This is a genomic window from Acinetobacter sp. 809848 (genome assembly GCF_000581275.1).
GTDB lineage: Bacteria > Pseudomonadota > Gammaproteobacteria > Pseudomonadales > Moraxellaceae > Acinetobacter > Acinetobacter pittii.
The window spans coordinates 188,809-213,107 of the sequence record NZ_JEXG01000001.1 but is presented as its reverse complement, the minus strand read 5'-3'; the positions used below and the strand labels follow the sequence as shown (position 1 = coordinate 213,107).

Sequence of the window (24,299 nt, the reverse complement as noted above, 5' to 3'; positions counted from 1 at the left end):
CATTATAAGTATGGGTCTTTACGCCAGTTGCTCGGACTGCGACCACTCCAGCGTTTAAAAGCGCGGCTAAAATTTGCAACGTCCGAATAGCCAAGTTCATCAGCAATTTGTTCAAGACTGTAATCTGTACGTGAAAGTAAAGATGTTGCATGTCGATAACGTACTTCATCAACTAACGTTGAAAATGATGTTCCTTCCGCTGCTAATTGGCGCTTTAGTGTACGGTCTGACATGTGTAGACATTCAGCTACATTTTCGATGCTTAAATAATGTTGTTCAGAATTACTTAAAATATCACGAACACGCATTGCTAAACGACGGCGTTCACCTAAAGCAGAAAGTTCAGCTTCGCACTGATTAATAGCAACCTGACTTGCGATAGGATCAGCATTAACTAATTTAATTCCTAAGTATTTTTTATCAAAACTTGAAATCAGATGTGGCTGGTTGAAGCGAATTGTGCTGCTTAGTTTATTTCTATACTTTTCAAAGCCTTCTGGTTCAGGAAAGTCCAAATCTACATCACCAGCTAAATCTTCGATACCCGTAATCGCTTTAGCCATACTCATGATGCCAATGGTCAAACCTAAAACGATTTCTGTCCGTAGAGGTTCAAGTTCGATGTCGCACTGTAATTGTAGGGTAGCTTTTGGCCCAAACGTTGAAAAATAGAGTTGTAAAAAAGGTAGTCGTAGTTGAATAAAGCGTGCTGCAAGGGCAATTGCTTCAGTAATGTCTTTGGCTGTCATAATCGCATAGCCAATGAAGCCATGAATCGAAATACGCATTTGAGTACCAAGATGGTAACCCAACGTGGTTTCACCAGTTAAATTAAGCGCGTGTTTAACCAGTTCGTTTGCTACAGGTGTAGAAATACGATAATCAGGATCGGCCAGTTGCTCACTAGTAAGATGAAATGGAGCAAATAATGTTTCATCGTTATATCCCCAACGTGAAACAACATCTAATAGCAATAAGCCATAGACACCCGGAATACCTTGATCTTGACGAGCTGAGGTAATTTTCATATGCGTTCCATTGCTCTCATCAATTTGTCACATGCATTTCTTACACATCTTGTCATGAAATATAATCTGAGTTTATAAAAACTGTTAGACAATCATATCAACCATGTTTTAAACATTCTTTTTAAAGACAACAATTTTTGTTGTTGAAATAAGTAATACGTCACCATTTTGATTTAAGGCTTGCGTAACGTAACTTACAATACCACGATCTAATTTTGTTTTGGATGGTGTGATCGCTGAAATTTCTGCTTCAACATGAATTTTATCACCTGGTCGAGTAGGGCGTGGCCACCGTAAGCTAGACTCTGAACCAATCAGGCCGCCATGAATCGGCATACATTCTGTCCATAACCGCATAGTAATTGCAGAAGTATGCCAACCGCTAGCAGCAATTCCTTGAAAAATTGGATCGTGCTTAGCTTGTTCTTCATCTATATGGAAGGGTTGAGGGTCATAGGAGCTTGCGAATTTTTTGATTTCATCTAAGGTAATTTCATATTCACGGCTAATGAAACGATCACCAATTTTCAAATCTTCTAAATAAAGCATTAATCTTGACCCTGTAATACTTTTTGTTCAATTAGGAAACCACCTGTTTGACGTTTCCATAACTGTGCGTATATACCATTTTGCGCAATTAACTCTTCATGAGTTCCTTGCTCAGCAATTCGACCTTCATCAAGAACGATTAAACGGTCCATTTGTGCAATAGTAGATAAACGGTGTGCAATTGCAATAACGGTTTTATCAACCATCAGGTCATTTAAACTTGACTGGATTGCTGCTTCAACTTCCGAGTCTAATGCACTAGTTGCTTCATCTAAAATAAGAATAGGAGCATCTTTTAAGAATACACGTGCAATGGCAATACGCTGTCTTTGACCACCAGAAAGTTTAACACCACGTTCACCTACTTGAGCGTTATAACCACTACGTCCTTTTAAATCAACCAATTGCGGAATAAATTCAGCAGCTTTGGCTTTATTTACAGCATTCTCCATGTCTGCATCAGATGCATCAGGGCGACCATATTTAATATTTTCTGCAACTGAGCGATGCAATAAAGACGTATCTTGAGTAACTAAAGCAATATTAGCTCTTAAACTATCTTGAGTTACATCTTCGATGTTTTGACCATCAATTAAAATGGCACCTTGCTTAAGATGGTAAAAATGTAAAAGCAACTGGATCAGCGTCGACTTTCCTGCGCCAGAACGGCCCACGATTCCTATTTTTTCGCCTGCTCTAATATGCAAGTTGAAGTGATCAATCACATTTTTATTGTTATAAGCAAAGCTTACATCTTTAAATACAATTTCACCTTTGGTCACTGCAAGTGGTTTCGCATCTGGTTTGTCTTGAATATTGATTTTTTTACCTAATGTTTGCATACCATCTTGAATGGTTCCAACATTTTCAAATAAGGCTGACATATGCCACATCATAAATTCAGCCATACTATTAAGTTTTAAAATCATTGCAGTAGTTGCTGCGATTACACCTAATGCTGCTAAACCTTGGGTCCATAGCCAAACAGAAGTACCAATTACACCTACAAACAAAACAGCAGACAACATATTGATGCTGACTTCAAAGAGGGTGCCTAAACGCATTTGAGCATAGACTGTAGTCATAAACTCTTTCATAGATGCTTTTGCGTATTGGCTTTCACGACCAGCATGGGCAAATAGTTTTACTGTTTGGATGTTGGTGTATGCATCTGTTACACGGCCAGTCATGATCGCTCTAGCATCGGCTTGTTGCTGAGAAACTTTACTTAAGCGGGGGATAAAGAACCATGCGCTTAATAAAAATAGGCTTAACCAAACTAAAAGTGGAATAAGTAAAATTGGTGAAATTGCGCCAAGAACAATGCTGACTGTAATGAAGTAAATGCTGACGTATGCCAACATGTCACCCAAAATAATCCAGAACTCACGGATTGCTAACGCTGTTTGCATAACCTTAGCAGAAAGTCGTCCTGCAAAGTCATTATGGAAAAAGTCTAAGCTTTGTTTCAATAAAAGATTATGGAAACGCCAGCGCAAACGCATTGGGAAGGTACTATATAAAATCTGATGTTTGATAATAGATTGAATATTTACAAAAAAGATATTGGTAAATAAGACTGCAATCAAAATGAGTAAATCAGTAGCATGCTGACTTAAAAAGCTTTCCGGATGACTTTTACTTAACCAGTCTACGAGTTGTCCAATCTTTGAAAAAAGTAAGGCTTCAAAGCTTGCAGCACCTGCTGTAAAAAGAATAAGTAAGAATAAGTAAGGGCGTAGGCCTTCCGTAGCTTGCCACACAAATGGGAAAAAACGAGTTGGTAAAGGTTCATCTAAACCTTTAGTTGGGTAGGGATCTACAAGTTTTTCAAACCACTTCAGCATGAATTACTACCTTTGAGACAAAAGCCACTTAATTAAATCTTTGCAATTTAATTTGCAAAAAGTCAGTTAGATCAATATCACTTAGGGTTTCGATCTTGTGAATATATGCAAATACACATGAACTGATAATGTTGTACGTCTTAAATTAATACATGACGCAAAAATGGAGACTCGAAGAAATCTTCAAGAACGTCGCGAGGACTAAAAGTATTATTTATTATATCGAGATTAATAGATAAAGGGTGAAGGAATTTATTCTTTAAGTATTTTTTCTTAGTATTTTGAACATGTGTTAAATTATTACAGCTACACATTAATTAGAAAAGGCCTTTAGATCTATATCCTAAAGGCCTAAGTATTGTATTACCACATTAGGTCGTCTGGAATAACATATGCTGCATATGGATCTTCCTCATCAGTGGCTTGTTCGTTTTTCTCAGCATTATTAATTAAAATGAAGCCTTGCATTTTTTGATCAATTTTTTCACCTAAAGCTTTTGGAAGATAGGCGTATTGATCTTGATCTTTAGCAATAACTAGGCTACCTGCAACAAGTGCATTATAAACTTGCTGAGATAGATACACTTTTTTGATTTTATTTTCATCAATAAATTGATAAGCCACATCCCCAGCAAAATCAGTAATCTTGTGCTGCTTAATCATCTGAATGATTGATGCTTTAAGTGCTTTTTCTTCAAGCTGTTTCTGTTTTTCTAAATTTAAAGCCTGATCTTTAGCTAACTTTTCTTGTTGAGCTTTTTCAATATTTGCTTTGATTTCAGCTTCATTACTTAGTCCAAGACGTTGTTCGTGATGAGCTTGCTTTGTTAATTTTTTTGCTTTTTTATTATCAACTAAACCAGCTTTTAATAGCTGTGCTTGTAAGGCATTTTTAACCATGTCTTAGTCCTTTTGTGAAGTTGAAGTACTATAGAGATAAACTATCCAGTAAGAAATACTTAAGGCTAAGCTTAAAATTGCTGGCAATAAAAATGATTGTAGTTTCAAATATGGATGTACTGAAGCGGCAAGAATTCCACCCAGCAGGAAGCCAGCAAGAATAAGTAAATGTAAAACAATACGTCGATTTTCTACAATTAAGCCTCTGGCTTTATATCCAAGTGCTAAACCAATATCAGTCAGCACACCAGATAGATGAGTAGTGCGAATAATCGTTCCTTTGTAGTGGCTTACCATCGCATTTTGTAACCCCATTGCCGTACAAGCCCATAATAATCCATAGCGTGGAAAATAAGGAAGCAATAGCCAGCAAAGGAAAATGAATAAGGCAACAAGGCTCAAAGGTAAGCCATAACGACGACCTAGTCGAAAATGACTGCTACCTAAAATAAAACCACTATAAAATGAACCGCAAACATAACAAATAATCACCAGAAGTAAAAAAATGATATGTTCTGGTTGCCACTCTACCAAACTCATAGCCAGCATACTAACGTTGCCAGTCATATGTGAAATAGATTGATGCAAAAGAGTAATTAACCCTAATACATTTATCATTCCGGCATTAAATGCCAGCAAAAAGGCTCCAAGTTGGAACCAGTTTGGTAGACGTTGAAATGGCATTTTGTTTAAGACGCTTGCTTAGAGCGAATATCTACAGCTGCGGTAAATAATACATCTGTAGATGAGTTAAGGGCTGTTTCTGTAGAGTCTTGCAATACACTGATAATCATACCAACGGCCACAACTTGCATTGCTACTTCTGATGAAATACCAAATAAACTACAAGCTACTGGAATCAGAAGTAAAGAACCGCCAGCAACACCAGAAGCACCACAAGCTGATACAGTCGCAACAACTGATAAAATAACCATTGTAGCTAAATCAACATGAATGCCAAGCGTATGGACGGTTGCTAATGTAAGTACAGTAATCGTTACTGCCGCCCCTGCCATATTTACTGTTGCGCCTAAAGGAATAGACACACTAGCTGTAGACGGGTTAACACCTAAACGCTCTGCTAAATCCAAGTTAACTGGAATGTTTGCTGCTGAGCTTCGTGTGAAGAATGCAGTGATCCCACTTTCTTTTAAACATTTAAAAACTAATGGATATGGATTACCACGGATAGTTAAACCTACTAAAATAGGGTTCACTACGAGGGCAACAAATAACATTGTTCCTAATAACACCACTAATAAGTGTGCATAGCTCTCAAGCGTCGCAAGACCAGCATCAGCAAAGGTCACTGCAACCAATCCAAAAATACCGACTGGTGCAAAAGCAATTACTTTATGAATAATAGCACTTACAGCATGTGAAACATCTTGCATCACTTGTTTTGTGGTATATGAACTATGGCGCATAGCTAAACCTAGGCCAATTGCCCAAGCTAAAATACCAATAAAGTTAGCTTCACTAATTGCTTGAACAGGGTTCGCAATAAAGCTTAAAAGCAAATTTTTTAATATATCTGCGAGACTACCAGGCGCTTGTAAATTATTATGAGAAACCGTGTTGAGGTAAAGTGTGCTTGGAAAAGATAAACTTGCAATAACAGCACTAAAAGCAGCTAACAACATACCTATAACGTACAGTAGTAAAACTGGGCGTAAATTGGCGCTATGACCCACTTGGAAGTTGGCAATAGAAGAAAGCACCAATACAAAAACTAAAATAGGGGCAACCGACTTTAAGGCTTTAATGAAAAGCTCACCAAATAAACTTAAGTAAGGCGTAACGTTCGGAAATAGTAATGCAACGCCTATCCCTAGAATAATGGCGATAATAATCTTAGTGACTAAGCTTAATCGAGAAAAGAATGCAAGCATATAAAGGCCTTATTAACCTAATCATGGCTAAAGGTTGAACAAGCGGAGTATTTTATACTTAAGTGATGTGAATCTTAAGCTTTTTTATAGCACCTATAAGTAATTATACTTAATGGTAATATTAAATAATTGTTTTTATTGGTCTTAATTTAATATTTTTAATTTTATAGTTGGTGGTTTTGCTTGTTAATTGCTCATTAAAAAACTAGGTATATCAAAAAGCTGTGAAAGCATGGAATAGGCTAAAGAAAATAGGGTGGCAAAAAGTTAAATATGGTTGAGCTTTTTAGAAAAGCTACGCGAATTTTCAAAACTTTGTGCTTGGATTGGACTCTAAGCTTTCAAGCTGAAAAATCGCATATTTCAGGAAGTTACTACTATTATTATAAATTTATAATTTAGAAAATATTATTTACTTGCACAGTACAGCTGATGAAGCGTATTTAAAATTGAATGCATATTGTCATCCTTAATTGAATAAAAAATTTGCTTACCATCACGACGGGTTGATACAACATCACTTTTGCGTAGCATCATAAGTTGTTGTGAAAGAGTGGGCTGGGTAATTTGGGTCTTCTCTTCAATTTGAGAAACATTTAACTCCTCATAAGCTAAGTGACATAAAATTAATAAACGATCTGTATTAGCCAAAGATTTAAGAATTCCAACGACTGAATCAGCCGCATTTTTCATTTCTTCGATTTGGAGTCCATCTTTCATACTTTATACCTATATCAATATAGCGGGCATAGTATAGATTGATCTTATGAAAATGAATGTAGCAAAACTAATCAATCCAATTGTTTTTGTTGAAAAGCAATATAAGAGGAATTGATAAATAAGTAGTCTTTCTAATTAAAAACAACTATTTGTATTTCTTTTGTGTCTAAAATGTTGCTTTGTGTTATAAGTGTAATTGTTAAGTATAAGTGAAACGAAGTCAACCTAAAACAATTTCAATTTGCTTTCAATAAATAGTTAAATCTAATTTATCTTGAGACAAATCATAAAAAAGGATTGAGTTTTTATTTTTTAAATATATAATCTGTTTTGTACAGACAGGTCTGTATATTTTGGTTCAGTAAGGTCGAAAAAAACGTCTAATTGTGAACCAAAATGACTTTCAGACGCAGCGTGATACATAAGAAGAATCATTAAATATAAGAAGAAGAATATCACGCTTTATTTTTATGCTGCTCTTTCGAAATCGATTAATTTTTCTACTCGAGTCCAGTAATCATTAATTTTTATTGAACCATGTTCGACTTGAGCCTGTATGGTCATACCTTCCAAAATATTAACGAGTAGTAAAGATAGGGGAACTGGCTCTTTTACATCATACTGGTTAAGAAGATTTTGCATGAGTTGGGTCAACCAAGCTTTATACAAAGTGGCAGGTTGATGTGTTGAAGGATATTGTTTTAAAACCTCTTCCAAGGCTTTTTGAAACATGCAGCCATTAAAATCTTCACTATTAAACCAGTCGGAATACCATAAAAATACTGCTTTAATTCTCGCAAGAGGGTCTAACTCATCATGTTTTGATAAGGCAGAAGTAAGAGAGTTTTGTAGAAGCGTATTTCGAAGAAGTAGACACTCTTCAATTAATTTTTCTTTTGATGGAAAATGCTTATAGAAAGTCATTTTTGCAACGCCAGATTCATTAATGATGCGATCTACACCTATTGAATTATAGCTATACGAGTTAAAAAGTCTTAATGCGGTGTTAATAATGTCATCTTTTTTCGACATATTTTAGCCTCTCACAAATGAATTGCTATTAGCTTGAACGGTGATCTTTATCAATGAGAATCTAGATAATTTAATTTTACAAGGTATTGTTTGTTATTGATAGAAAAAAGATATTATTTTTTTAAACGCTGAAGTTTTACTTTTAAGGGAAAGGTAAAGGGTTCTAGGCTATATATTTAAATAATTATACTTCCTTTTTCAAAATCTTTTAACTTCAATATTTTTGCGATAAGTCGCTTTAAAATTTAAAAAGGAAATTAATAAACAAAAAACAAATCTATTTTTGAGTTTGTCGGCCAATTTAAAAGTGGACTTCCCGTTGCTTTGAAAAGTCCACTTTTATTAAGTTTCTTACTCTGAAGGTGGCAAAAGCATCAAAATAGATTCATTGAGTAAGTAAGCAACATTTTCAAGGATTTCAAGCTCATTAAATTCGCTATCGAAAGCTAAGCTTTCTCCATCAGCAATAGCTTTTAATTTTGGTGCGAAAGTTTCAGCTATACATAGCGCTTCGCCATTTCCCCAGAAGTTTAGAATTCCGTTATTTTCTGTATAAAGTAGGCGAGAGGCAGGTTCTAATAGAACTTCATAACCTTCATGTAAGATCTCTTGAAGATCATCGGCTTCGATCTCATCAGGTTCTGGAATATTATCTGGATATTTAGGTTCGCTCATATAAGACATGATTGCTGCATCAAGTGCTGCAGAGTCTTGCAACTGAGCTAAAACTAATTCTTTTAGATAACTTAGTTCAGTTGAGCTAATTTCACCAATTTGACTCATTTGTGTGCGTGCGATATCTACAACAGGATTTTGAAGTAAAGTATTGGCTGAAAATTGATCACTAATACGTTCCATCATTCCTGCAACGTTTGGCATGCGAAAGCCAAATGAGAAAGTTAAGCAGTCATCTTCAGCAACCCCATAATGTGCCATTCCAGGAGGAACATAGAGTAAATCACCTGGTACTAAAACCTCATCAAATTGCACATCTATTTCTGGCAAAAGTTTTAATGGTTGATTGGGTACAAATGCAGTATTTGCATCGCACCTTTGACCTAGCTGCCAGCGACGATGACCATGACCCTGAACTAAAAACACATCATAGAAATCGAAATGTTTCCCAACTGAACCACCCTTAGGCGCATAAGACACCATAATGTCATCGCGGCGCCATTGAGGAATAAAAGGAAATTTTTTCCAAAGTTCAGAAAGATCAAAAGAGTAGTGATCTACTGCCTGTACTAAAATTGACCATAATTTTGGTAGCTTTTGAAAATCACCTTTGGTTAAAGGTGAAGACTTTACGTGCCATTCATTTGGATTTTTATCTTTTTGGCGAATCAGTCTGGCACTTGCATGTTCTTCCAAGGCAAGTTCTTGCACATCCTGAGGTTGTAAAAGACCTATAATTTCTGGTAATCCGTTACGCACCAGTAAAGGTTTTTTCTGCCAATACTCTGCTAAAAATTGCTCGGCAGTAATACCGCCTAAAACTGTTAAAGGTTCTGTCATGGAAATAACCTATTTATAAAATATCTAGAATTAAGGAATTTGTAGATCAAGTTGCCTTAAAATATGGCAAAGTTGAATCATAGGAAGACCCATAAGTGTGGTCTGATCTAGGCCTATCATTTTTTCAAACAAGCTAATTCCTAAACTTTCACACTTAAAGCTACCTGCGCAATGTAGTGGTTGATCTAATAAAACGTATCGTTCAATTTCAGCTTGATACAGGTTTCGAAATTTAACTTGATAATGTTCAACGAGCGTTTGTTCAAAGTTTCTATCGAGCCATTGCACGCTAAGCGCTGTACTAAAAAAAACAGTTCGACCAGAATTTTCGGCTAGTTGTGCTTTAGCATTTTCACTAGTCATCGGTTTGCCAATAAAGTCATGCGGAGCATGTTCTCGCCAAGCAACTTGATCTGAACCAATAACGATGGCTGATGGGTTCTGTTCAGCAATCACCTGAGCTTTTGTGAAAGCGAGCCTTTTTGCAAGTTCATCGGCATGGGTTTCATCGCGAGGACTTTCATCAATATCGGGACTAATACAAATATAATTAATTCCAAGACGGTCCATTAAGTCTTTGCGAGTTTGACTACTCGAAGCCAAAATAATTTGTGGCTGAACCATTACACTGCAAATTCCATTAATACATGTAAAGGTACATAGCTTAATACAGCTTGATGACATGCATGTATTTTAATAGGAGGCGCTTCACCAGCTTGATAAGCCTCTACCCAGCGAGTTACGCAGATACACCAGAAATCACCCGGTTTTAAGCCAGGGAAGCCTACTTCTGGTAAAGGAGTAATAAGATCATTACCAATTTTTTGAGAAAAATTTAAGAAATCAGAGGTCATTTGTGCACATACGGTGTGCTGACCAAGGTCTGTTACTGCTGTGTGGCAGAAACCATTTCTAAAATAGCCCGTAATAGGGTCAAAGCAACAACTTGCTAAAGGTTCCCCTAAAACATTTAAGCGATTGATTTGTGGATCTGGATGAATAGACATAATGGGTGAAATATCAAATAACTACCTCTATCATAATCAAAACTGGGGCTTTCTACAGCTTTTATGCAAAAAAACTAACCTTTTTTGATGTAATCATTTAAAATTGGCGCGTTTTTAAAATCATAAAGAGAGCTTTACATGAATTTTCAGCGTATGACTGACCTTAACTTAACAGGCAAACGTGTCCTTATTCGTGAAGATTTAAACGTTCCTGTCAAAAATGGTGTGATTACTAGCGATGCTCGCTTACGTGCAGCATTACCAACTATTAAAGCTGCTTTAGATAAAGGCGCAGCAGTGATGGTATGTTCACATCTAGGTCGTCCTGTTGAAGGTGAACCAAAGCCAGAACAATCACTTGCACCAGTCGCTGCTTATTTAACAGAAGTATTAGGCCAAGAAGTTAAATTATTAACAGATTATCTAGAAGGCGTTGAAGTTGAAGCTGGTCAAGTTGTATTGCTTGAAAATGTACGCTTTAACCATGGCGAAAAGAAAAATAATCCAGAGCTCGCTCAAAAATATGCTGCACTATGTGACGTATTTGTTATGGATGCATTTGGTACTGCTCATCGTGCAGAAGCATCTACTGAAGGTGTAGCTCGTTTCGCTCCAGTTGCTGCTGCTGGTCCTTTGTTGGCTGCTGAGTTAGATGCACTAGGCCGTGCAATGCAAACTCCTGAAAAACCAATGGTTGCAATTGTTGCTGGTTCTAAAGTTTCAACTAAACTCGATGTTTTAAACTCACTTTCTAGTATCTGTGATCAACTGATCGTTGGTGGCGGTATTGCAAATACATTCTTAGCAGCTGCTGGCTTTAACGTTGGTAAATCATTATATGAAGCTGACTTGGTTGAAACTGCTAAACAAATTGCTGCTAAAGTAAGTGTTCCACTCCCTACAGATGTTGTAGTTGCTGATGCATCGCAAATTAATTTTGAAGATTTCTTAGGTTCTTTAGCAGCAGCTCAAGCTGTTGTGAAGAAAGTAGAAGATGTGACTGCAAATGATATGATTTTAGACGTTGGTCCAGAAACAGCTAAAGCATTTGCTGATATTTTAACAACATCAAAAACGATCCTTTGGAATGGTCCAGTAGGCGTATTTGAAGTAGATCAATTTGGTGAAGGTACCAAAGCACTTTCTCTTGCGGTTGCTCAATCGGAAGGATTCTCGATTGCTGGTGGTGGAGATACATTAGCTGCGATTGATAAATATAACGTAGCTGATCAAATTGGTTATATTTCTACAGGTGGTGGCGCATTCCTTGAGTTTGTTGAAGGAAAAACATTGCCAGCAGTTGCTGCTTTGCTTGAACGTGCTTAATACTGTTATATAGAAATAAGAAGGGATTGGGTAACCAATCCCTTTTTCATTGATAAGTCATTAAACTGTCATATATCTGCAATAAAATGTCGAGCATTAAATCACCAACTGTGGAAAATAGTGATGAATTTAAAGCTTACATTTGCTGCTGTGTTAATTGTACCGATGATGTTGACTGCTTGTGCTAAGAAAGATGAAGCATCTCAAGCGGGGCAAGAATCAGCTGCATCTACTGCTGTTTCTGAAAAAGTAACGCCTGAGCAACAAGCAGCAATTGATGCGATTGATAAGCCAGTTCTAGATGAAAAGAATACAGATGTGGTTGAAGGTAGTGCGCCAAGTGAGGCTGCTGCTTCAGAAACACATTAATTTGTTGTTTTTTGTTAAAAAATCCCTGCAAATGCAGGGATTTTTTTTGAAATACTGTGATTTGTTGCTGAATTGAAATAAATGACAGGGTAGAATAAGCCGCACTACCTGGGAGGATATTATGGCACTCATTTCAATGCGCCAGCTCTTGGATCACGCTGCTGAACATAACTACGGCGTACCAGCATTTAACGTAAATAACTTAGAACAAATGCGTGCAATTATGCTTGCCGCGGATGCAACCAATTCACCTGTAATTGTTCAAGCATCAGCTGGAGCTCGCAAATATGCAGGCGCTCCATTCTTACGCCATCTTATTTTGGCTGCAATTGAAGAATGGCCGCATATTCCAGTGGTAATGCATCAAGACCATGGAACAAGCCCTGATATCTGTCAGCGTTCAATTCAGCTTGGCTTTAGCTCAGTGATGATGGACGGTTCATTAGGTACAGATGGTAAAACACCTACTTCTTACGAATACAACGTTGATGTAACTCGTAATGTTGTTGCTTTAGCACATGCATGTGGTGTTTCTGTCGAAGGTGAGATTGGCTGTTTAGGTAGCCTTGAAACTGGTATGGCTGGTGAAGAAGACGGTGTTGGTGCTGAAGGTGTCCTTGATCACTCACAACTTCTTACTTCTGTTGAAGAAGCGACTCAGTTTGTTGCCGATACTAATGTAGATGCATTGGCGATTGCTGTAGGTACTTCACATGGTGCTTACAAGTTCACTCGTCCACCTACAGGTGATATCTTGGCAATTGACCGCATTAAAGAAATTCATGCGGCATTACCAAATACTCATCTTGTTATGCATGGTTCAAGTTCTGTGCCGCAAGAGTGGTTGAAAGTAATCAATGAGTTTGGTGGTGATATTAAAGAGACTTATGGTGTACCTGTTGAGCAGCTTGTAGAAGCAATTAAACATGGTGTGCGTAAGATCAATATCGATACAGACTTACGTTTAGCATCTACTGGTGCAATTCGTCAGTTTATGGCTGAAAACCCAGCTGAATTCGATCCACGTAAATACTTTGCTAAAACTGTAGATTCAATGAAGCAAATTTGTATTGATCGTTATGAAGCGTTTGGTACAGCTGGAAATGCTGACAAGATTCGTCCGATTTCTTTAGAGAAAATGGTTGATCGCTATAAATAATTCCCGTCAGGGTTTAATTTATAGAAACCGGTTATTTATATAACCGGTTTTTTATTACATACATTTCATTCATAAAAAAACCTGTGATAAACACAGGTTTTGATGGAGAGAAAAAGACTTACTTTTGTAAGTTCTTTTTGTCTAGACTTGGATCTTTGATTTCTACATATGCATTTGCACGTACTTCACGTAACCAGCTATCAATCTCAGTGTTAAATTGGCGTTCACCTAAAATTTGACGTGCCATACGCTCTTGATATTCATGCGTCATATCTTTTTCACGTTTATCTGTTACTTGTAAGATATGCCAGCCGAATTGAGTTTGGAAAGGTTCGCTAATTTCACCTACAGGAATTTCCTGCATTTTTTTATCAAATTCAGGAACCATCATTCCAGGTGTTACCCAACCCAAACTTCCACCATCACGTGCTGAGCCTGTGTCATTTGAATAGGTTGCTGCAAGTGTTGCAAAATCTTGACCAGCTTTTAAGCGTTTATAGATGTTATCAATAATTTGCTTAGCATTCTCAAGAGTGACTACTTCAGATGGTTGAATGAGAATGTGGCGGGTTTGAAATTGAGGTACTAAAGCTTTTTGCTCATTTTGTTTACGTTCAAGAAGCTTTAAAACATGTACACCATCACGTACTGAAACTAAGTCAGTCGTTTGACCATCTTGTAATGGAGTAATACGAGCTGCAAGTTCAGCAGGAATATCAGACAGTGGGCGGAAACCCATATCAGCACCTTCAACTTTTACATTTGCAGTTGAAAGTTTTTTCAAAGCATTTATATCATTACTTTGCGCAAGCTTTGAACGAACTTCTTGAGCTACAGATTGAACTTCTTGTGCATTGTCACCAGAAATGCGCATATGAATTACATGTGCTTGGTTACCTAACGCAGCTTGTCCCTGAGGTGATTTTAAGAAGTTTTCTACATCTTGATCACTAATTTTAATGCGAGACATCACTTGTTGTTGGCGCAAACGGCTAATCGCTAAATCCTCAGCGATTCGGCCACGTAAACTTTCATAAGTTCCGGGTGCCATAGCATCCAACTTTTGCTGGAAAGCTTCTAAACTTTTACTTCCAGATTGACTTGCTACTTTTAAGACTGCTTCATTTAAGCTTTTTTCATCAGGTTTGATGCCATATTTTTTAACTTGTTCAAGTTGTGCCTCACGCAAGATGAGTTGATCTAATACTTGAAACTGTAAGTATTGCTGAGGTGGCACTTCTTTCTTTTGAGTTTGCAGTTCATGAGCTGCTTCAGCCATACCTTGTTGAAGATCGCTTTTTAAAATTACGCTATTGTCCACAATTGCCACAACTTCATCAGCGGGTTGGGCAAAACTATGCATTGATGAAGAGATTAGGGCAGCAAGTGTAGTTGCTTTAAAAAACTGTTTAAGATGCTTTGTCTTCATTAACGTTGTGTCCAAGATTGATTAATTTTGTTAAAACCTAAAACGCGATTTTCAAGTAAAGACGCGAGTTTATTGTTTAAACCACCTAAACCTTTTAGTGTAATTTCGGCCATGATCGCACGCTTTTCACTAACATCTGGAGATTTTGGATCGTCTAGATCGTTATAGTATGAACGGCCATAGACAGAAATACCCCAGCAACATGACTCATAGTTAACTCCTAGCAAGAGTTCACGGGCAACATCATTGTCCATGTCATATTGTACGTGGCCCATAATACGCCAATTGTCTTTAATTGGTTGTATAAACGATGCAACAACTTGGTCATAAGTATCTTGACGACCAGGAATATCTTTACGATAGAAATAGCCTAAGTTATATAGATTTCCTTTATCACCAGTATAGTAAAGTTGGAAGTCACGTTGAGCATTGTCACCATTCGACATCCAAGCTGAGTTGGCAGCAATGGTAAAGTTTTGGTTAAGCTGGCTTGATAGACTCACCACAGGACCTGTGTTGCGTTCAGTATCAATTTCATCTTGTTGTCGTTGTAAGGTGACACGACGGTCTTCGAAATAGTAACTTTGACCTACACTTGCCCGTAAACGTTCTAAACCTACTGTGTCAAAGAGGCTATAACTTACACCCAATGATAAAAAGTTATTGTCTTCTAGGCGGTCATGACCATAAAAACGGTAAGGGTTAAATAATTGATCATAACTTACTGACGCAGTAGTTGAGTCAAAGTTAGGGTAACCATCTTGATTTTTGTATGGCGCATATGCATAGAAAGCACGTGGTGTAAGTGTTTGTAAGTACTTGCCATCACGTTCAAAGTTCAGTCCAGTGTCTAACGTGAATTGAGGTACAACGACTGATTTGTTTTCGGAACCACCATCTAGATTTTGAGATGCGATACTGTCCTTATCATAAAACGTTTGAATAGAACGTACAGAGACTTCAGGAATCACAAAAGCTGCCGGTGTACGGTAGTTATAACGCGTTGCGAACTGGTTATAAATACGTGTACCACTACTTTCTTGAGCAGAATCATCATTAATTGATTTCTTAAAGTAAGCAGTGTCGTTATTAAATTCGTATTGTAGTCCTAGTGGATTACCAGTGACGTAATTTAATAAAAATTGTGGTAAACGCGCGTATGGTTTATCTGCATCTGCAACTTCAGGATCAAGTGTCTGGAAATCTTCGACCTTAAGCTGTGCTTTTAAACCCGGAATACCATGTTGATAATTAAGTTCCCATGCTCTACGTAAGTTAAGATCTGTTTTAGAGTTAGGACTGCTATCTAAGTCAGAGAAATAATCTTTATCTGATGCATAGTTATATTCGAGGTTAGTAGACCACTGATCGTTGATATCCCAATTATGTAAAAAATGGAAATCTTTACGATCTTTGTCATCATAACCTTTGTCAGATGGCAAGATGCCACCCCACATTTCCCCAGCACCAAAGCCATCGGTTAAATATCTAAACTCACCTTTTAGCATTGCACCGCGGTCTGCTAAATATCGCGGAGTAAGTGTCAGATCATAGTTAGGCGCAAGATTTAAATAAACCGGAACAGAAAGCTCAACACCACCATCATTTGAGAAACCAAATTGTGGGTTGAGAATACCTGTAGTACGGCGGTCGTCAATCGGGAAGTTAAAATAGGGAACAGCTAGAACGGGAACGTCCTTAACATATAATTTTGTTCCACGAGTTACGCCGCGTCCAGTTTCCTGATTTAACTCAATTTTATTGGCTTGGATTTTCCAACCAGGTTTTTGGCCTGGTGGGCAAGTCGTATAGGTTGCATCATTAAGAACCATAACGTTTGGTGAGGTTCTTTCGATTTTTCCTGCATGACCATGGGCATGTTGCTGTTCAGAAATATAAAAACTATTGTCTAAATTCCCGGTTTGGGTTTTTAGGTTATAATTAATTTCATCACTCTGTGAAAGTAACCCGCCTTGAGCTAACTGTACTCGACCTTGTGCATGCGCAAAGGTTTGAGTCTTATCAATCGTTACTTTGTCAGCGCGAACTGTGCGTCCTTCCTGATCAATAACGACATCACCTTCTAAAACAGAATCACCCGCTGGATTGTAATGTCCGTAGTTAGCCGTAACGACAGAAGTCGCTTTGTCGGCGTCTAAAGCTTTGGTCTCAGGGTTAATCGGTGTAACCCATGTGCCTTGGCAAAATGCCGAGCTTAAATATTTATTGTCACGAAGCTGGGCTTCAGGTGCAGATTTATCAACATAATATTGCTGAAAGAATTCTTGACCTGGGTAAACTTCCTTGATGCTCGCTTTAAGTTGATTATTGTCTATATTGGAGACAACATCAGTTGACTCAGCATAACTTGATTGTATGGAGCCACATAAGAGCGTAAAAATAGCTGTCGCTAAAGGATTAAATTTAAACTGATGCTTCATTGTCTCATTAACCAAGTATGCTAATTCACAATTAATTATTGTCGCATCATAGAGAAAAAGTTTATAAGTGGCTACACTTAACCCTTCAAAAATCTCAGCTTGTTTTAGATTTTATTGCAAATGAATACACAACGTGAACAATTGATATATACATGGCTTACATCTGTTCTTGAAAATGATCAATTTAAGATCGCTTTTTTAGCAGGTGATGCAAGCTTCCGCCGTTATGCGCGTATCGAGTTACAAAATAAAACGTATATGCTCATGGATGCCCCTCCAGAAAAAGAAGACTGTGTTCCGTTTGTGACCATTGACGAGTTTTTTGCGAGCCATGGCGTACGTGTGCCTCAGATCATCGCGAAAGATCTGGCTCAAGGTTTTCTATTGTTAGAAGACTTTGGTGATGTGCTTTTGTCGACATTATTAACTAATGAAACTGTTGATAAATACTACGAACAAAGTTTTAAACAACTTATTCAATTGCAATCTATTGACGGGACTAATCAGTTCCCAGCTTATTCTTACGAAAAATTAATGTCGGAAATGCAGCTACTCACAGACTGGATGTTGCCGTCGCTTTCTATTCAGCCGACTGCTGAACAGAAAAAAACGATTGATAATGCATTTGACTTCTTGGCTCACGCTGCATTAGCCCAACCGCAAGTTATTGTACATCGAGATTTTCATAGTCGAAATTTGATGAAAATTACCGATGAGCAAGAATTAGGGGTAATCGACTTCCAAGATGCTGTTATTGGCGCTGATACATATGATCTAATTTCGATTACTCGTGATGCATATGTTCAATGGAACGCTGATCGTGTTTATCAATGGTTTAAAGTGTTTTATGACCTGTTGCCAGCGTCGACTAAACAAAACCGTAGTTTTGATCAATTTAAACGTGATGCAGATTTAATGGCGATCCAGCGCCATATTAAAATTCTAGGTATTTTTGTTCGCTTGTTTGAACGTGATGGTAAGTCAGGTTATTTGAAGGATTTACCACGTGTCATGTGGTATTTGCTTGAAGAAAGCCGTGGTTACCCTGAGCTTGAAGAGTTTATGGTATTTATGAATAACATCGTGATGCCTAAATTTATCGAGAAATATGGTAGCTATGAGGTAGCAGCATAATGAAAGCAATGATTCTTGCTGCTGGCTTGGGCAATCGTATGCGTCCACTTACGCTATATACACCAAAGCCTTTGCTCGAGGTGGGTGGTAAACCCCTGATTGTGTGGCATATTGAAAAACTTAAGAAAATTGGTGTGACTGAAATAGTCATCAATTCTGCATGGTTGGCCGACAAGCTCATCAGTAGTTTAGGTGATGGCTCTCAATTTGGTGTGGATATCCGTTGGACACGAGAGGATGAAGGGTTAGAAACAGCTGGTGGAATTATTAATGCTTTGCCACTGCTTGGAACAGATCCTTTTATTCTGGTGAATGGAGATGTATGGACCACAATGAATTTTGAAGGTCTGCGCCATATTAAGCTAAAAGATGATTTGGCACATCTTGTGTTGGTTGATAATCCTAAACAGCATCCTGAAGGCGACTTTACATTATTGGATGGGCGCGCTTTTACATTCGATCAAGATGTGACGGGCGAAAACCTCACTTTTAGTGGTCTATCTGTTATTCATCCTAAACTTTTTGACGGATTGGAAGCGGGTAAGCGTCCTTTAGCTCCACTATTGAAGCAAGCGATGCATAATCAGAAAATATCTGGTGAAAAGCTTAAAGGTGCATGGGTAGATGTGGGAACGCCTGAGCGTTTAATGGAGCTAGATTTGCAAATTCGTGAAGGCTTCTACGATTAAGTGTGTAATCCCTAATCGTTAACTAGTGTTCCACGATGCATAAATGGGTATACTTTGTTTTAAATTTTACTTAGATGTTATCTGTTTATGCATCCGTTTTTTCAAGAGTTACAACAGGGTAGTCAAAAATTAGGTTTATCGCTTAGCGATGAAGCTTTGACATTATTGTTGAAGTATCAAGATGCTTTGGTACTTTGGAACAAAGCTTATAATCTAACAGCGATTCGTGATCCGAAAGAAATGTTAGTGAAGCATTTGTTAGATAGCCTAAGTATTTTGAAAGATTTGCCAACAGGCCGTTTGCTTGATGTAGGTACAGGTGGTGGTATGCCGGGCATGATCATTGCTTTATGTCAGCCGGAACGCTCATGTGTATTGCTTGATTCGAATGGTAAGAAAATTCGTTTTTTGAAACAGTTTATTGCTGACCTTAAGTTAAAAAACGTAGTAGCCGTGCAAACACGTGTTGAAAATCAAGATACAATTGATGAGCTTGGTCAATTTGATGTGATTACAAGTCGCGCTTTTGCTTCTTTAACGGATTTTGTGGATGCAGCTCAGCCATACTTGCATCAGAGCAGTATAATTGCAGCAATGAAAGGAGTTGTGCCAGTTGAGGAAATTGAGCAACTTAATCAGGACTTTTCATGTAAAGTGATTGAGCTGCGCGTACCAAGACTTGATGAACAACGTCATTTACTTTTACTTCAACGTATTTAAATAAAAAGTATTAGGGTTACCATGGCTCAAATTATTGCGATTGCAAACCAAAAGGGTGGTGTTGGTAAAACAACGACTGCAGTAAATCTTGCAGCGTCTCTAGCTGTATTAAAGAAACGTGTATTACTTGTAGATATGGATTCACAAGGTAATGCTACGATGGGGTCTGGTATTCAAAAGAACGATCTTTTGTATTCCATTACGGATGTTCTACTTGGTGAAGTACCAATTGAAACGGCCATTCAAAAAGCAGAAGTTGGATATAAAGTTTTAGGGTCTAATCGTGAACTTTCCGGTGTTGAGCTTGCTATTGCAGAACAAGAGGGCCGTGAATTCATTCTAAAAAATGCTTTGAATGAAATCCGAAACTCATTTGATTTTATCATTGTGGATTGTGCGCCAAGCTTGAGTTTGATTACTGTCAATGCTTTGGCAGCTGTAGATAGTGTAATCATTCCAATGCAATGCGAATATTATGCGCTAGAAGGTTTAGCTGATTTAACCCAGACTATAGATCGTATTCAAAAGGCATTAAATCCTGATTTAGAGATTATTGGTGTATTACGTACAATGTACGATGCACGAAATGCTTTAACACGTGATGTATCTGCTGAGTTAGAACAGTATTTCGGAAAAAAACTTTATGATACTGTCGTTCCGCGTAATGTTCGCTTAGCAGAAGCGCCGGCGCATGGTTTGCCTGTTATATATTTTGAGAAAAGTTCTAAAGGTGCAGTTGCATACTTAAATCTTGCAGCTGAGATGTTGAAGAAAAGTAAAGTAAAGAAAGGAAGTAAAGTATGAGCATCAAAAAACGCGGATTGGCTAAAGGACGTGGTTTAGATGCATTACTTGGTTCAATTCAAAAAGAAAAATTACAGCTGGAAGCACAGGCACTTGACCACGGACAGTTGAAACAAATTGATGTAAATTTATTGAAACGTGGTGAATATCAACCACGTCGCTTTATTCATGAGCATGATTTGCAAGAGTTAGCATCTTCTATTGAAAAACATGGAGTGATGCAACCTATTGTAATTCGTCCAGTTGATGATGAATCACATCCATACGAAATCATTGCTGGTGAACGACGCTGGCGTGCAGCGCAACTTGCGGGTTTAACTGAAATTCCTGCAATTGTTCGTGATTTAAATGATCAGGTTGCCATTGCATTAGCACTTATTGAGAATATTCAGCGTCAAGATTTAAATCCGATTGATCAGGCTATAGCCTTGCAGCGTTTTCATGATGAATTCGGTTTGAGCCATCAAGAAATTGCTGACACAGTAGGGAAAGCACGTACTACCGTAAGTAATTTACTTCGTTTGTTGAGTTTGGCGGATGAAATTAAAGATTTCATGCAGCAAGGCCAGCTTGATATGGGGCATGCTCGAGCTATCTTGACGTTAAAGGGTAAAGATCAATTAGACGTTGCTAAAATCGTAATTGAAAAAGGACTATCTGTTCGTCAAACAGAGCAATTGGTGCGTGATAGAAGTGAGCCTAAGCAGGAGAAGGAAAAAGCACCTGTAGCACCTGATATTGAACAATTGACACAAAAATTATCAGAGCGTTTTGGCGCTAATGTGAAAATTGATCATAATCAAAAAGGTAAGGGTAAGCTTGTTATTCATTACCATACTTTAGATGAGTTAGATGGCATTTTAAATATTTGTTTGCCTAATTAATTTGTATTTGGGTCATATATTTCTAATTTTATATTCTTGGGGAAGAAGATATGTGGGAACTTGTGAGAGCGGGTGGCTGGTTGATGCTGCCTTTAATTCTGTGCTCAATTTTAACTGTTGCGATCAGCATTGAACGTTTTGTTCGGTTAAGACGTTCACAAGTTCTACCCAAAGCATTAATTGATGATAGTTCGTTAAGAACTGAAGATATTGTGGAAAATTTGGAACAAAATGTAGAAGTGCAAAACAGTGCATTGGCTCACATTTTAAAAGCAGGTTTTGATCATCGTGAGCATGGTGAGCAATTTGCACGTGCGCAGATGGAAGTTGCAGCTTCTCAAGAAATTTCTTATTTAGAAAAAAATATTAATTTTTTGGGCACTTTAAGTGCTGTAGCGCCGTTACTGGGATTGCTTGGCACTGTGGTGGGAATTATTGAATCATTTCTTGTGATTGATTTTGGATCGGCTGGTAGTCCAAGTTTAATGATTCCGGGTATTTCTAAAGCGCTTATTACTACAGCTGTGGGAATGTTAATTGCGATTCCTGCTTTAGTTGCTTATCGCTATTTTCAAAGATTAGTACAAGATTATATTACTGACCTAGAACAGCAATCGACTTTATTTCATGCCTCATTGTTCTATAAACGTTCCTCGTCTATAGCAGAACATCGTCGTGTTGGGTGATGGGTGAATAGCCAGATGAAATTTAAACGTTCTAAGGTTGAAGACATTCATATCAATTTAACGCCTATGATTGACTGTTTGTTGTTCATTTTAGTTTTTTTATTACTATCGACTACTTTTAATCAGCCAAGTCGCCTCAATTTAACTTTACCAGATGCACAAGGTGTTCCACCAAAACAGTACGATCACAAAATTGAAGTCGTGGTAGACTCTTCTGGTCATTATGCTGTAAATGGTCAGGCACTTTCGTCTAAAGAGGTTGCTGATCTGAGTACTGCGATTAAGCAAGTTGCTCAAGAGCGCCGTGATTTTATGTTCATCATTGCTGCGGATGCCAAAGCGTCTCATCAGGATGTAATTCGCGTTATGGATGTAGCAGGACAACTCGGTTTTGTTAACATCAATATTAGTACCAAAGTTCCTTCTAGAGGTTTTTCTGAGTGAATCAAGATTTTAAGGTTTATTTGCGTCTCATAGCCTATTTAAAACCTTATTGGGGCGTGGCCTTATTAGTTCTTATCGGGTTCGGTATTAACTCAGCAACAGAAGTCTCCGTTGCTAAATTGATTAAATTTATTATTGATGCAATCCAAAGTGGCAGTAGAAGTGATTTGGATTGGTTCCCATTATTAATCATTTTATTGGTTTTTTTCCGTGGTTTAGGCCTTTTTATGGGAGGTTACTATACTGCGGTGATTTCACGTAGTTTGGTTTTTAGTATTCGCCAAGAAGTTTATGCCAAACTCTTAAGACTACCGGCACAATATTACCTAGATAATTCATCTGGCCATATTACTGCCAAGATTATGTATAACGTTGAGCAGCTAACAGCAGCTTCTTCGGAGTCATTAAGAGTCATCGTTAGGGATGGGATGATTACACTGGGATTATTAGGCTATCTGTTTTATACCAATTGGCGTCTTACTTTATGTGTTTTTGTATTTTTACCTGTAATTGGTGTATTGGTACGTAAAGCTTCAAAACGTATGCGAAAACTCTCATTACAGGTTCAAGATACAATGGGTGATGTGAACCACGTTGTTCAAGAGAGTATCAATGGTAATGCTGTAGTAAAAACTTTTGCTGGTGAAGAGTCTGAACAAGAACGGTTCTATAAGTCATCAGAAGAAAACTTAAAACGTGGTTTAAAAATGGTAATTGTACAAAACCTGAATAGCCCTGTGGTTCAGGTAGTAATGGCTTGTGCGATGGCCCTTATTGTATGGTTAGCTTTACGACCACAGATTTTAGGTAATACTAGTGCTGGTGAGTTCGTGGCTTACCTTACAGCTGCTGGTCTATTAGCAAAACCAGTTAAAAACTTGACTGATGTTAATGAAAAGTTACAACGCGGTTTAGCAGCAGCTCATTCTGTTTTTGAACTATTAGATTTGCCTGAAGAGCAAAATAACGGTCAGTTGAAACCTAAACTAAATGGTGCAATTCGTTTTGATCATGTGGCATTAAATTATGCTGATGGCGTACAGGCTATTAAAGATTTCTCTTTAGATATTCTTCCTGGGCAAACTGTAGCATTAGTTGGACGTTCAGGTGCTGGTAAAAGCTCATTAGTTAATATGTTGGTACGTTTCCAAGAGGTATCAAGTGGGCAAATTTATTTAGATGGTTTGCCAATTAATGATATTGATCTTTCTTGTTTGCGTACCCAAATCGCAATGGTAAATCAGCAAGTTGTATTATTTAATCGTACTGTTCGTGAAAACATTGCGTATGGTCAGTTGCAAGGTGCGTCAGATGAGGAAATTCATGCCGCTGCAAAAGCTGCATATGCACATGACTTCATTATGAATTTACCAAATGGTTATGATACTGTTTTAGGGGCACAGGGCCTAAACTTATCTGGTGGTCAGCGTCAGCGAATTGCTATTGCTCGAGCAATTTTAAAGAATGCTCCAATATTAATTTTAGATGAAGCTACAAGTGCTCTTGATAATGAATCTGAACATTTTATTCAGCAAGCATTTGATGAAGCGATGCAAGACCGCACTACGATTGTCATTGCTCACCGTTTATCAACAATTGAAAATGCTGACCGTATTGTAGTGATGGATCAAGGACAAATTGTTGAACAAGGTACTCATCAAGAACTCCTCGCAAAACATGGTGCTTATTATCAATTACATCAGCGTAATTTCGAGGATAACTAA

24 protein-coding genes are annotated in these 24,299 nt (G+C 37.7%); 11 read left to right on the top strand and 13 right to left on the bottom strand.

Going from position 1 to position 24,299, the window contains the following annotated elements; translation table 11 throughout:
- Nucleotides 1-2: 2 nt before the first annotated feature.
- From J536_RS06035 to J536_RS05985, 11 genes are all read right to left on the bottom strand, one after another.
- Nucleotides 3-1,028 (bottom strand): AraC family transcriptional regulator, encoded by a 1,026-nt coding sequence (locus J536_RS06035; protein WP_002121430.1) that lies wholly within the window; start codon nucleotides 1,026-1,028, stop codon nucleotides 3-5.
- A gap of 108 nt (nucleotides 1,029-1,136) precedes the next feature.
- Complete coding sequence (locus J536_RS06030; protein ID WP_002121358.1) at nucleotides 1,137-1,577, bottom strand: MaoC family dehydratase; 441 nt, start codon at nucleotides 1,575-1,577, stop codon at nucleotides 1,137-1,139.
- Nucleotides 1,577-3,424 carry an ABC transporter ATP-binding protein gene (locus tag J536_RS06025; RefSeq protein ID WP_014206581.1) on the bottom strand — a complete coding sequence of 616 codons (1,848 nt, stop codon included), beginning with the start codon at nucleotides 3,422-3,424 and terminating at the stop codon, nucleotides 1,577-1,579. The genes J536_RS06030 and J536_RS06025 overlap by 1 nt, the downstream gene beginning before the upstream one ends.
- Nucleotides 3,425-3,787: 363 nt before the next feature.
- Complete coding sequence (locus J536_RS06020) at nucleotides 3,788-4,324, bottom strand: DUF2058 domain-containing protein (protein WP_002121466.1); 537 nt, start codon at nucleotides 4,322-4,324, stop codon at nucleotides 3,788-3,790.
- A gap of 3 nt (nucleotides 4,325-4,327) precedes the next feature.
- Complete coding sequence (locus J536_RS06015) at nucleotides 4,328-5,008, bottom strand: YoaK family protein (protein WP_002121399.1); 681 nt, start codon at nucleotides 5,006-5,008, stop codon at nucleotides 4,328-4,330.
- 5 nt (nucleotides 5,009-5,013) lie between these two features.
- Nucleotides 5,014-6,216 (bottom strand): serine/threonine transporter SstT, encoded by a 1,203-nt coding sequence (gene sstT / locus J536_RS06010; protein ID WP_032062368.1) that lies wholly within the window; start codon nucleotides 6,214-6,216, stop codon nucleotides 5,014-5,016.
- Nucleotides 6,217-6,624: 408 nt separating this feature from the next.
- Nucleotides 6,625-6,936 carry an ArsR/SmtB family transcription factor gene (locus J536_RS06005; protein WP_002121379.1) on the bottom strand — a complete coding sequence of 104 codons (312 nt, stop codon included), beginning with the start codon at nucleotides 6,934-6,936 and terminating at the stop codon, nucleotides 6,625-6,627.
- A 468-nt stretch (nucleotides 6,937-7,404) separates the two neighbouring features.
- On the bottom strand, nucleotides 7,405-7,968 hold the full coding sequence (locus J536_RS06000) for a TetR/AcrR family transcriptional regulator (RefSeq protein WP_002121343.1): 564 nt from the start codon (nucleotides 7,966-7,968) through the stop codon (nucleotides 7,405-7,407).
- Between the two features lie 351 nt (nucleotides 7,969-8,319).
- Complete coding sequence (locus J536_RS05995; RefSeq protein ID WP_032057031.1) at nucleotides 8,320-9,483, bottom strand: cupin domain-containing protein; 1,164 nt, start codon at nucleotides 9,481-9,483, stop codon at nucleotides 8,320-8,322.
- A gap of 30 nt (nucleotides 9,484-9,513) precedes the next feature.
- Nucleotides 9,514-10,107, bottom strand: coding sequence for a Maf family protein (locus J536_RS05990; protein ID WP_032057030.1), 594 nt, complete (start codon nucleotides 10,105-10,107; stop codon nucleotides 9,514-9,516).
- Nucleotides 10,107-10,490: a DUF2237 family protein gene (locus J536_RS05985; protein WP_032057029.1), complete on the bottom strand. Its 384-nt coding sequence runs from the start codon at nucleotides 10,488-10,490 to the stop codon at nucleotides 10,107-10,109. Before J536_RS05985 ends, J536_RS05990 begins: the two co-directional genes overlap by 1 nt.
- Nucleotides 10,491-10,628: 138 nt before the next feature.
- Between J536_RS05985 and J536_RS05980 the strand changes: the two genes are divergently transcribed.
- The 3 genes from J536_RS05980 to fba all read left to right on the top strand — a co-directional run bounded on the left by J536_RS05980 (nucleotide 10,629) and on the right by fba (nucleotide 13,344).
- Nucleotides 10,629-11,816, top strand: coding sequence for a phosphoglycerate kinase (locus J536_RS05980; protein ID WP_017386816.1), 1,188 nt, complete (start codon nucleotides 10,629-10,631; stop codon nucleotides 11,814-11,816).
- Between the two features lie 123 nt (nucleotides 11,817-11,939).
- The gene (locus J536_RS05975; RefSeq protein ID WP_004642615.1) at nucleotides 11,940-12,185 is read left to right on the top strand and encodes a hypothetical protein; all 246 of its coding nucleotides are present in this window, start codon (nucleotides 11,940-11,942) and stop codon (nucleotides 12,183-12,185) included.
- Nucleotides 12,186-12,306: 121 nt separating this feature from the next.
- On the top strand, nucleotides 12,307-13,344 hold the full coding sequence (gene fba, locus J536_RS05970; protein ID WP_002121428.1) for a class II fructose-bisphosphate aldolase: 1,038 nt from the start codon (nucleotides 12,307-12,309) through the stop codon (nucleotides 13,342-13,344).
- 118 nt (nucleotides 13,345-13,462) lie between these two features.
- Here fba and J536_RS05965 read toward each other — a convergent pair whose 3' ends face one another.
- A complete protein-coding gene (locus tag J536_RS05965) occupies nucleotides 13,463-14,773 on the bottom strand; it encodes a peptidylprolyl isomerase (protein ID WP_032062366.1) in 1,311 nt (436 codons plus the stop codon).
- A complete protein-coding gene (locus tag J536_RS05960) occupies nucleotides 14,773-17,214 on the bottom strand; it encodes an LPS-assembly protein LptD (protein WP_032062364.1) in 2,442 nt (813 codons plus the stop codon). Before J536_RS05960 ends, J536_RS05965 begins: the two co-directional genes overlap by 1 nt.
- 120 nt (nucleotides 17,215-17,334) lie before the next feature.
- On the opposite strand from J536_RS05960, the gene J536_RS05955 reads away from it, so the two are divergent.
- The 8 genes from J536_RS05955 to msbA all read left to right on the top strand — a co-directional run bounded on the left by J536_RS05955 (nucleotide 17,335) and on the right by msbA (nucleotide 24,299).
- Nucleotides 17,335-18,348 carry an aminoglycoside phosphotransferase family protein gene (locus J536_RS05955; protein ID WP_032057023.1) on the top strand — a complete coding sequence of 338 codons (1,014 nt, stop codon included), beginning with the start codon at nucleotides 17,335-17,337 and terminating at the stop codon, nucleotides 18,346-18,348.
- Entirely contained in the window at nucleotides 18,348-19,037 is a 690-nt protein-coding gene (murU, locus tag J536_RS05950) for an N-acetylmuramate alpha-1-phosphate uridylyltransferase MurU (RefSeq protein ID WP_032057022.1), read from the top strand. The genes J536_RS05955 and murU overlap by 1 nt, the downstream gene beginning before the upstream one ends.
- Nucleotides 19,038-19,124: 87 nt before the next feature.
- Entirely contained in the window at nucleotides 19,125-19,757 is a 633-nt protein-coding gene (rsmG, locus tag J536_RS05945) for a 16S rRNA (guanine(527)-N(7))-methyltransferase RsmG (RefSeq protein WP_032057021.1), read from the top strand.
- A 21-nt stretch (nucleotides 19,758-19,778) separates the two neighbouring features.
- Entirely contained in the window at nucleotides 19,779-20,561 is a 783-nt protein-coding gene (locus tag J536_RS05940) for a ParA family protein (protein WP_002121458.1), read from the top strand.
- Nucleotides 20,558-21,445, top strand: coding sequence for a ParB/RepB/Spo0J family partition protein (locus J536_RS05935; RefSeq protein ID WP_002121476.1), 888 nt, complete (start codon nucleotides 20,558-20,560; stop codon nucleotides 21,443-21,445). Before J536_RS05940 ends, J536_RS05935 begins: the two co-directional genes overlap by 4 nt.
- 50 nt (nucleotides 21,446-21,495) lie before the next feature.
- Nucleotides 21,496-22,131, top strand: a complete 636-nt coding sequence (locus tag J536_RS05930; protein ID WP_002121473.1) for a MotA/TolQ/ExbB proton channel family protein — start codon at nucleotides 21,496-21,498, stop codon at nucleotides 22,129-22,131.
- A 15-nt stretch (nucleotides 22,132-22,146) separates the two neighbouring features.
- Nucleotides 22,147-22,575, top strand: a complete 429-nt coding sequence (locus J536_RS05925; RefSeq protein WP_002121347.1) for an ExbD/TolR family protein — start codon at nucleotides 22,147-22,149, stop codon at nucleotides 22,573-22,575.
- Nucleotides 22,572-24,299 (top strand): lipid A export permease/ATP-binding protein MsbA, encoded by a 1,728-nt coding sequence (gene msbA, locus J536_RS05920; protein ID WP_002121388.1) that lies wholly within the window; start codon nucleotides 22,572-22,574, stop codon nucleotides 24,297-24,299. The genes J536_RS05925 and msbA overlap by 4 nt, the downstream gene beginning before the upstream one ends.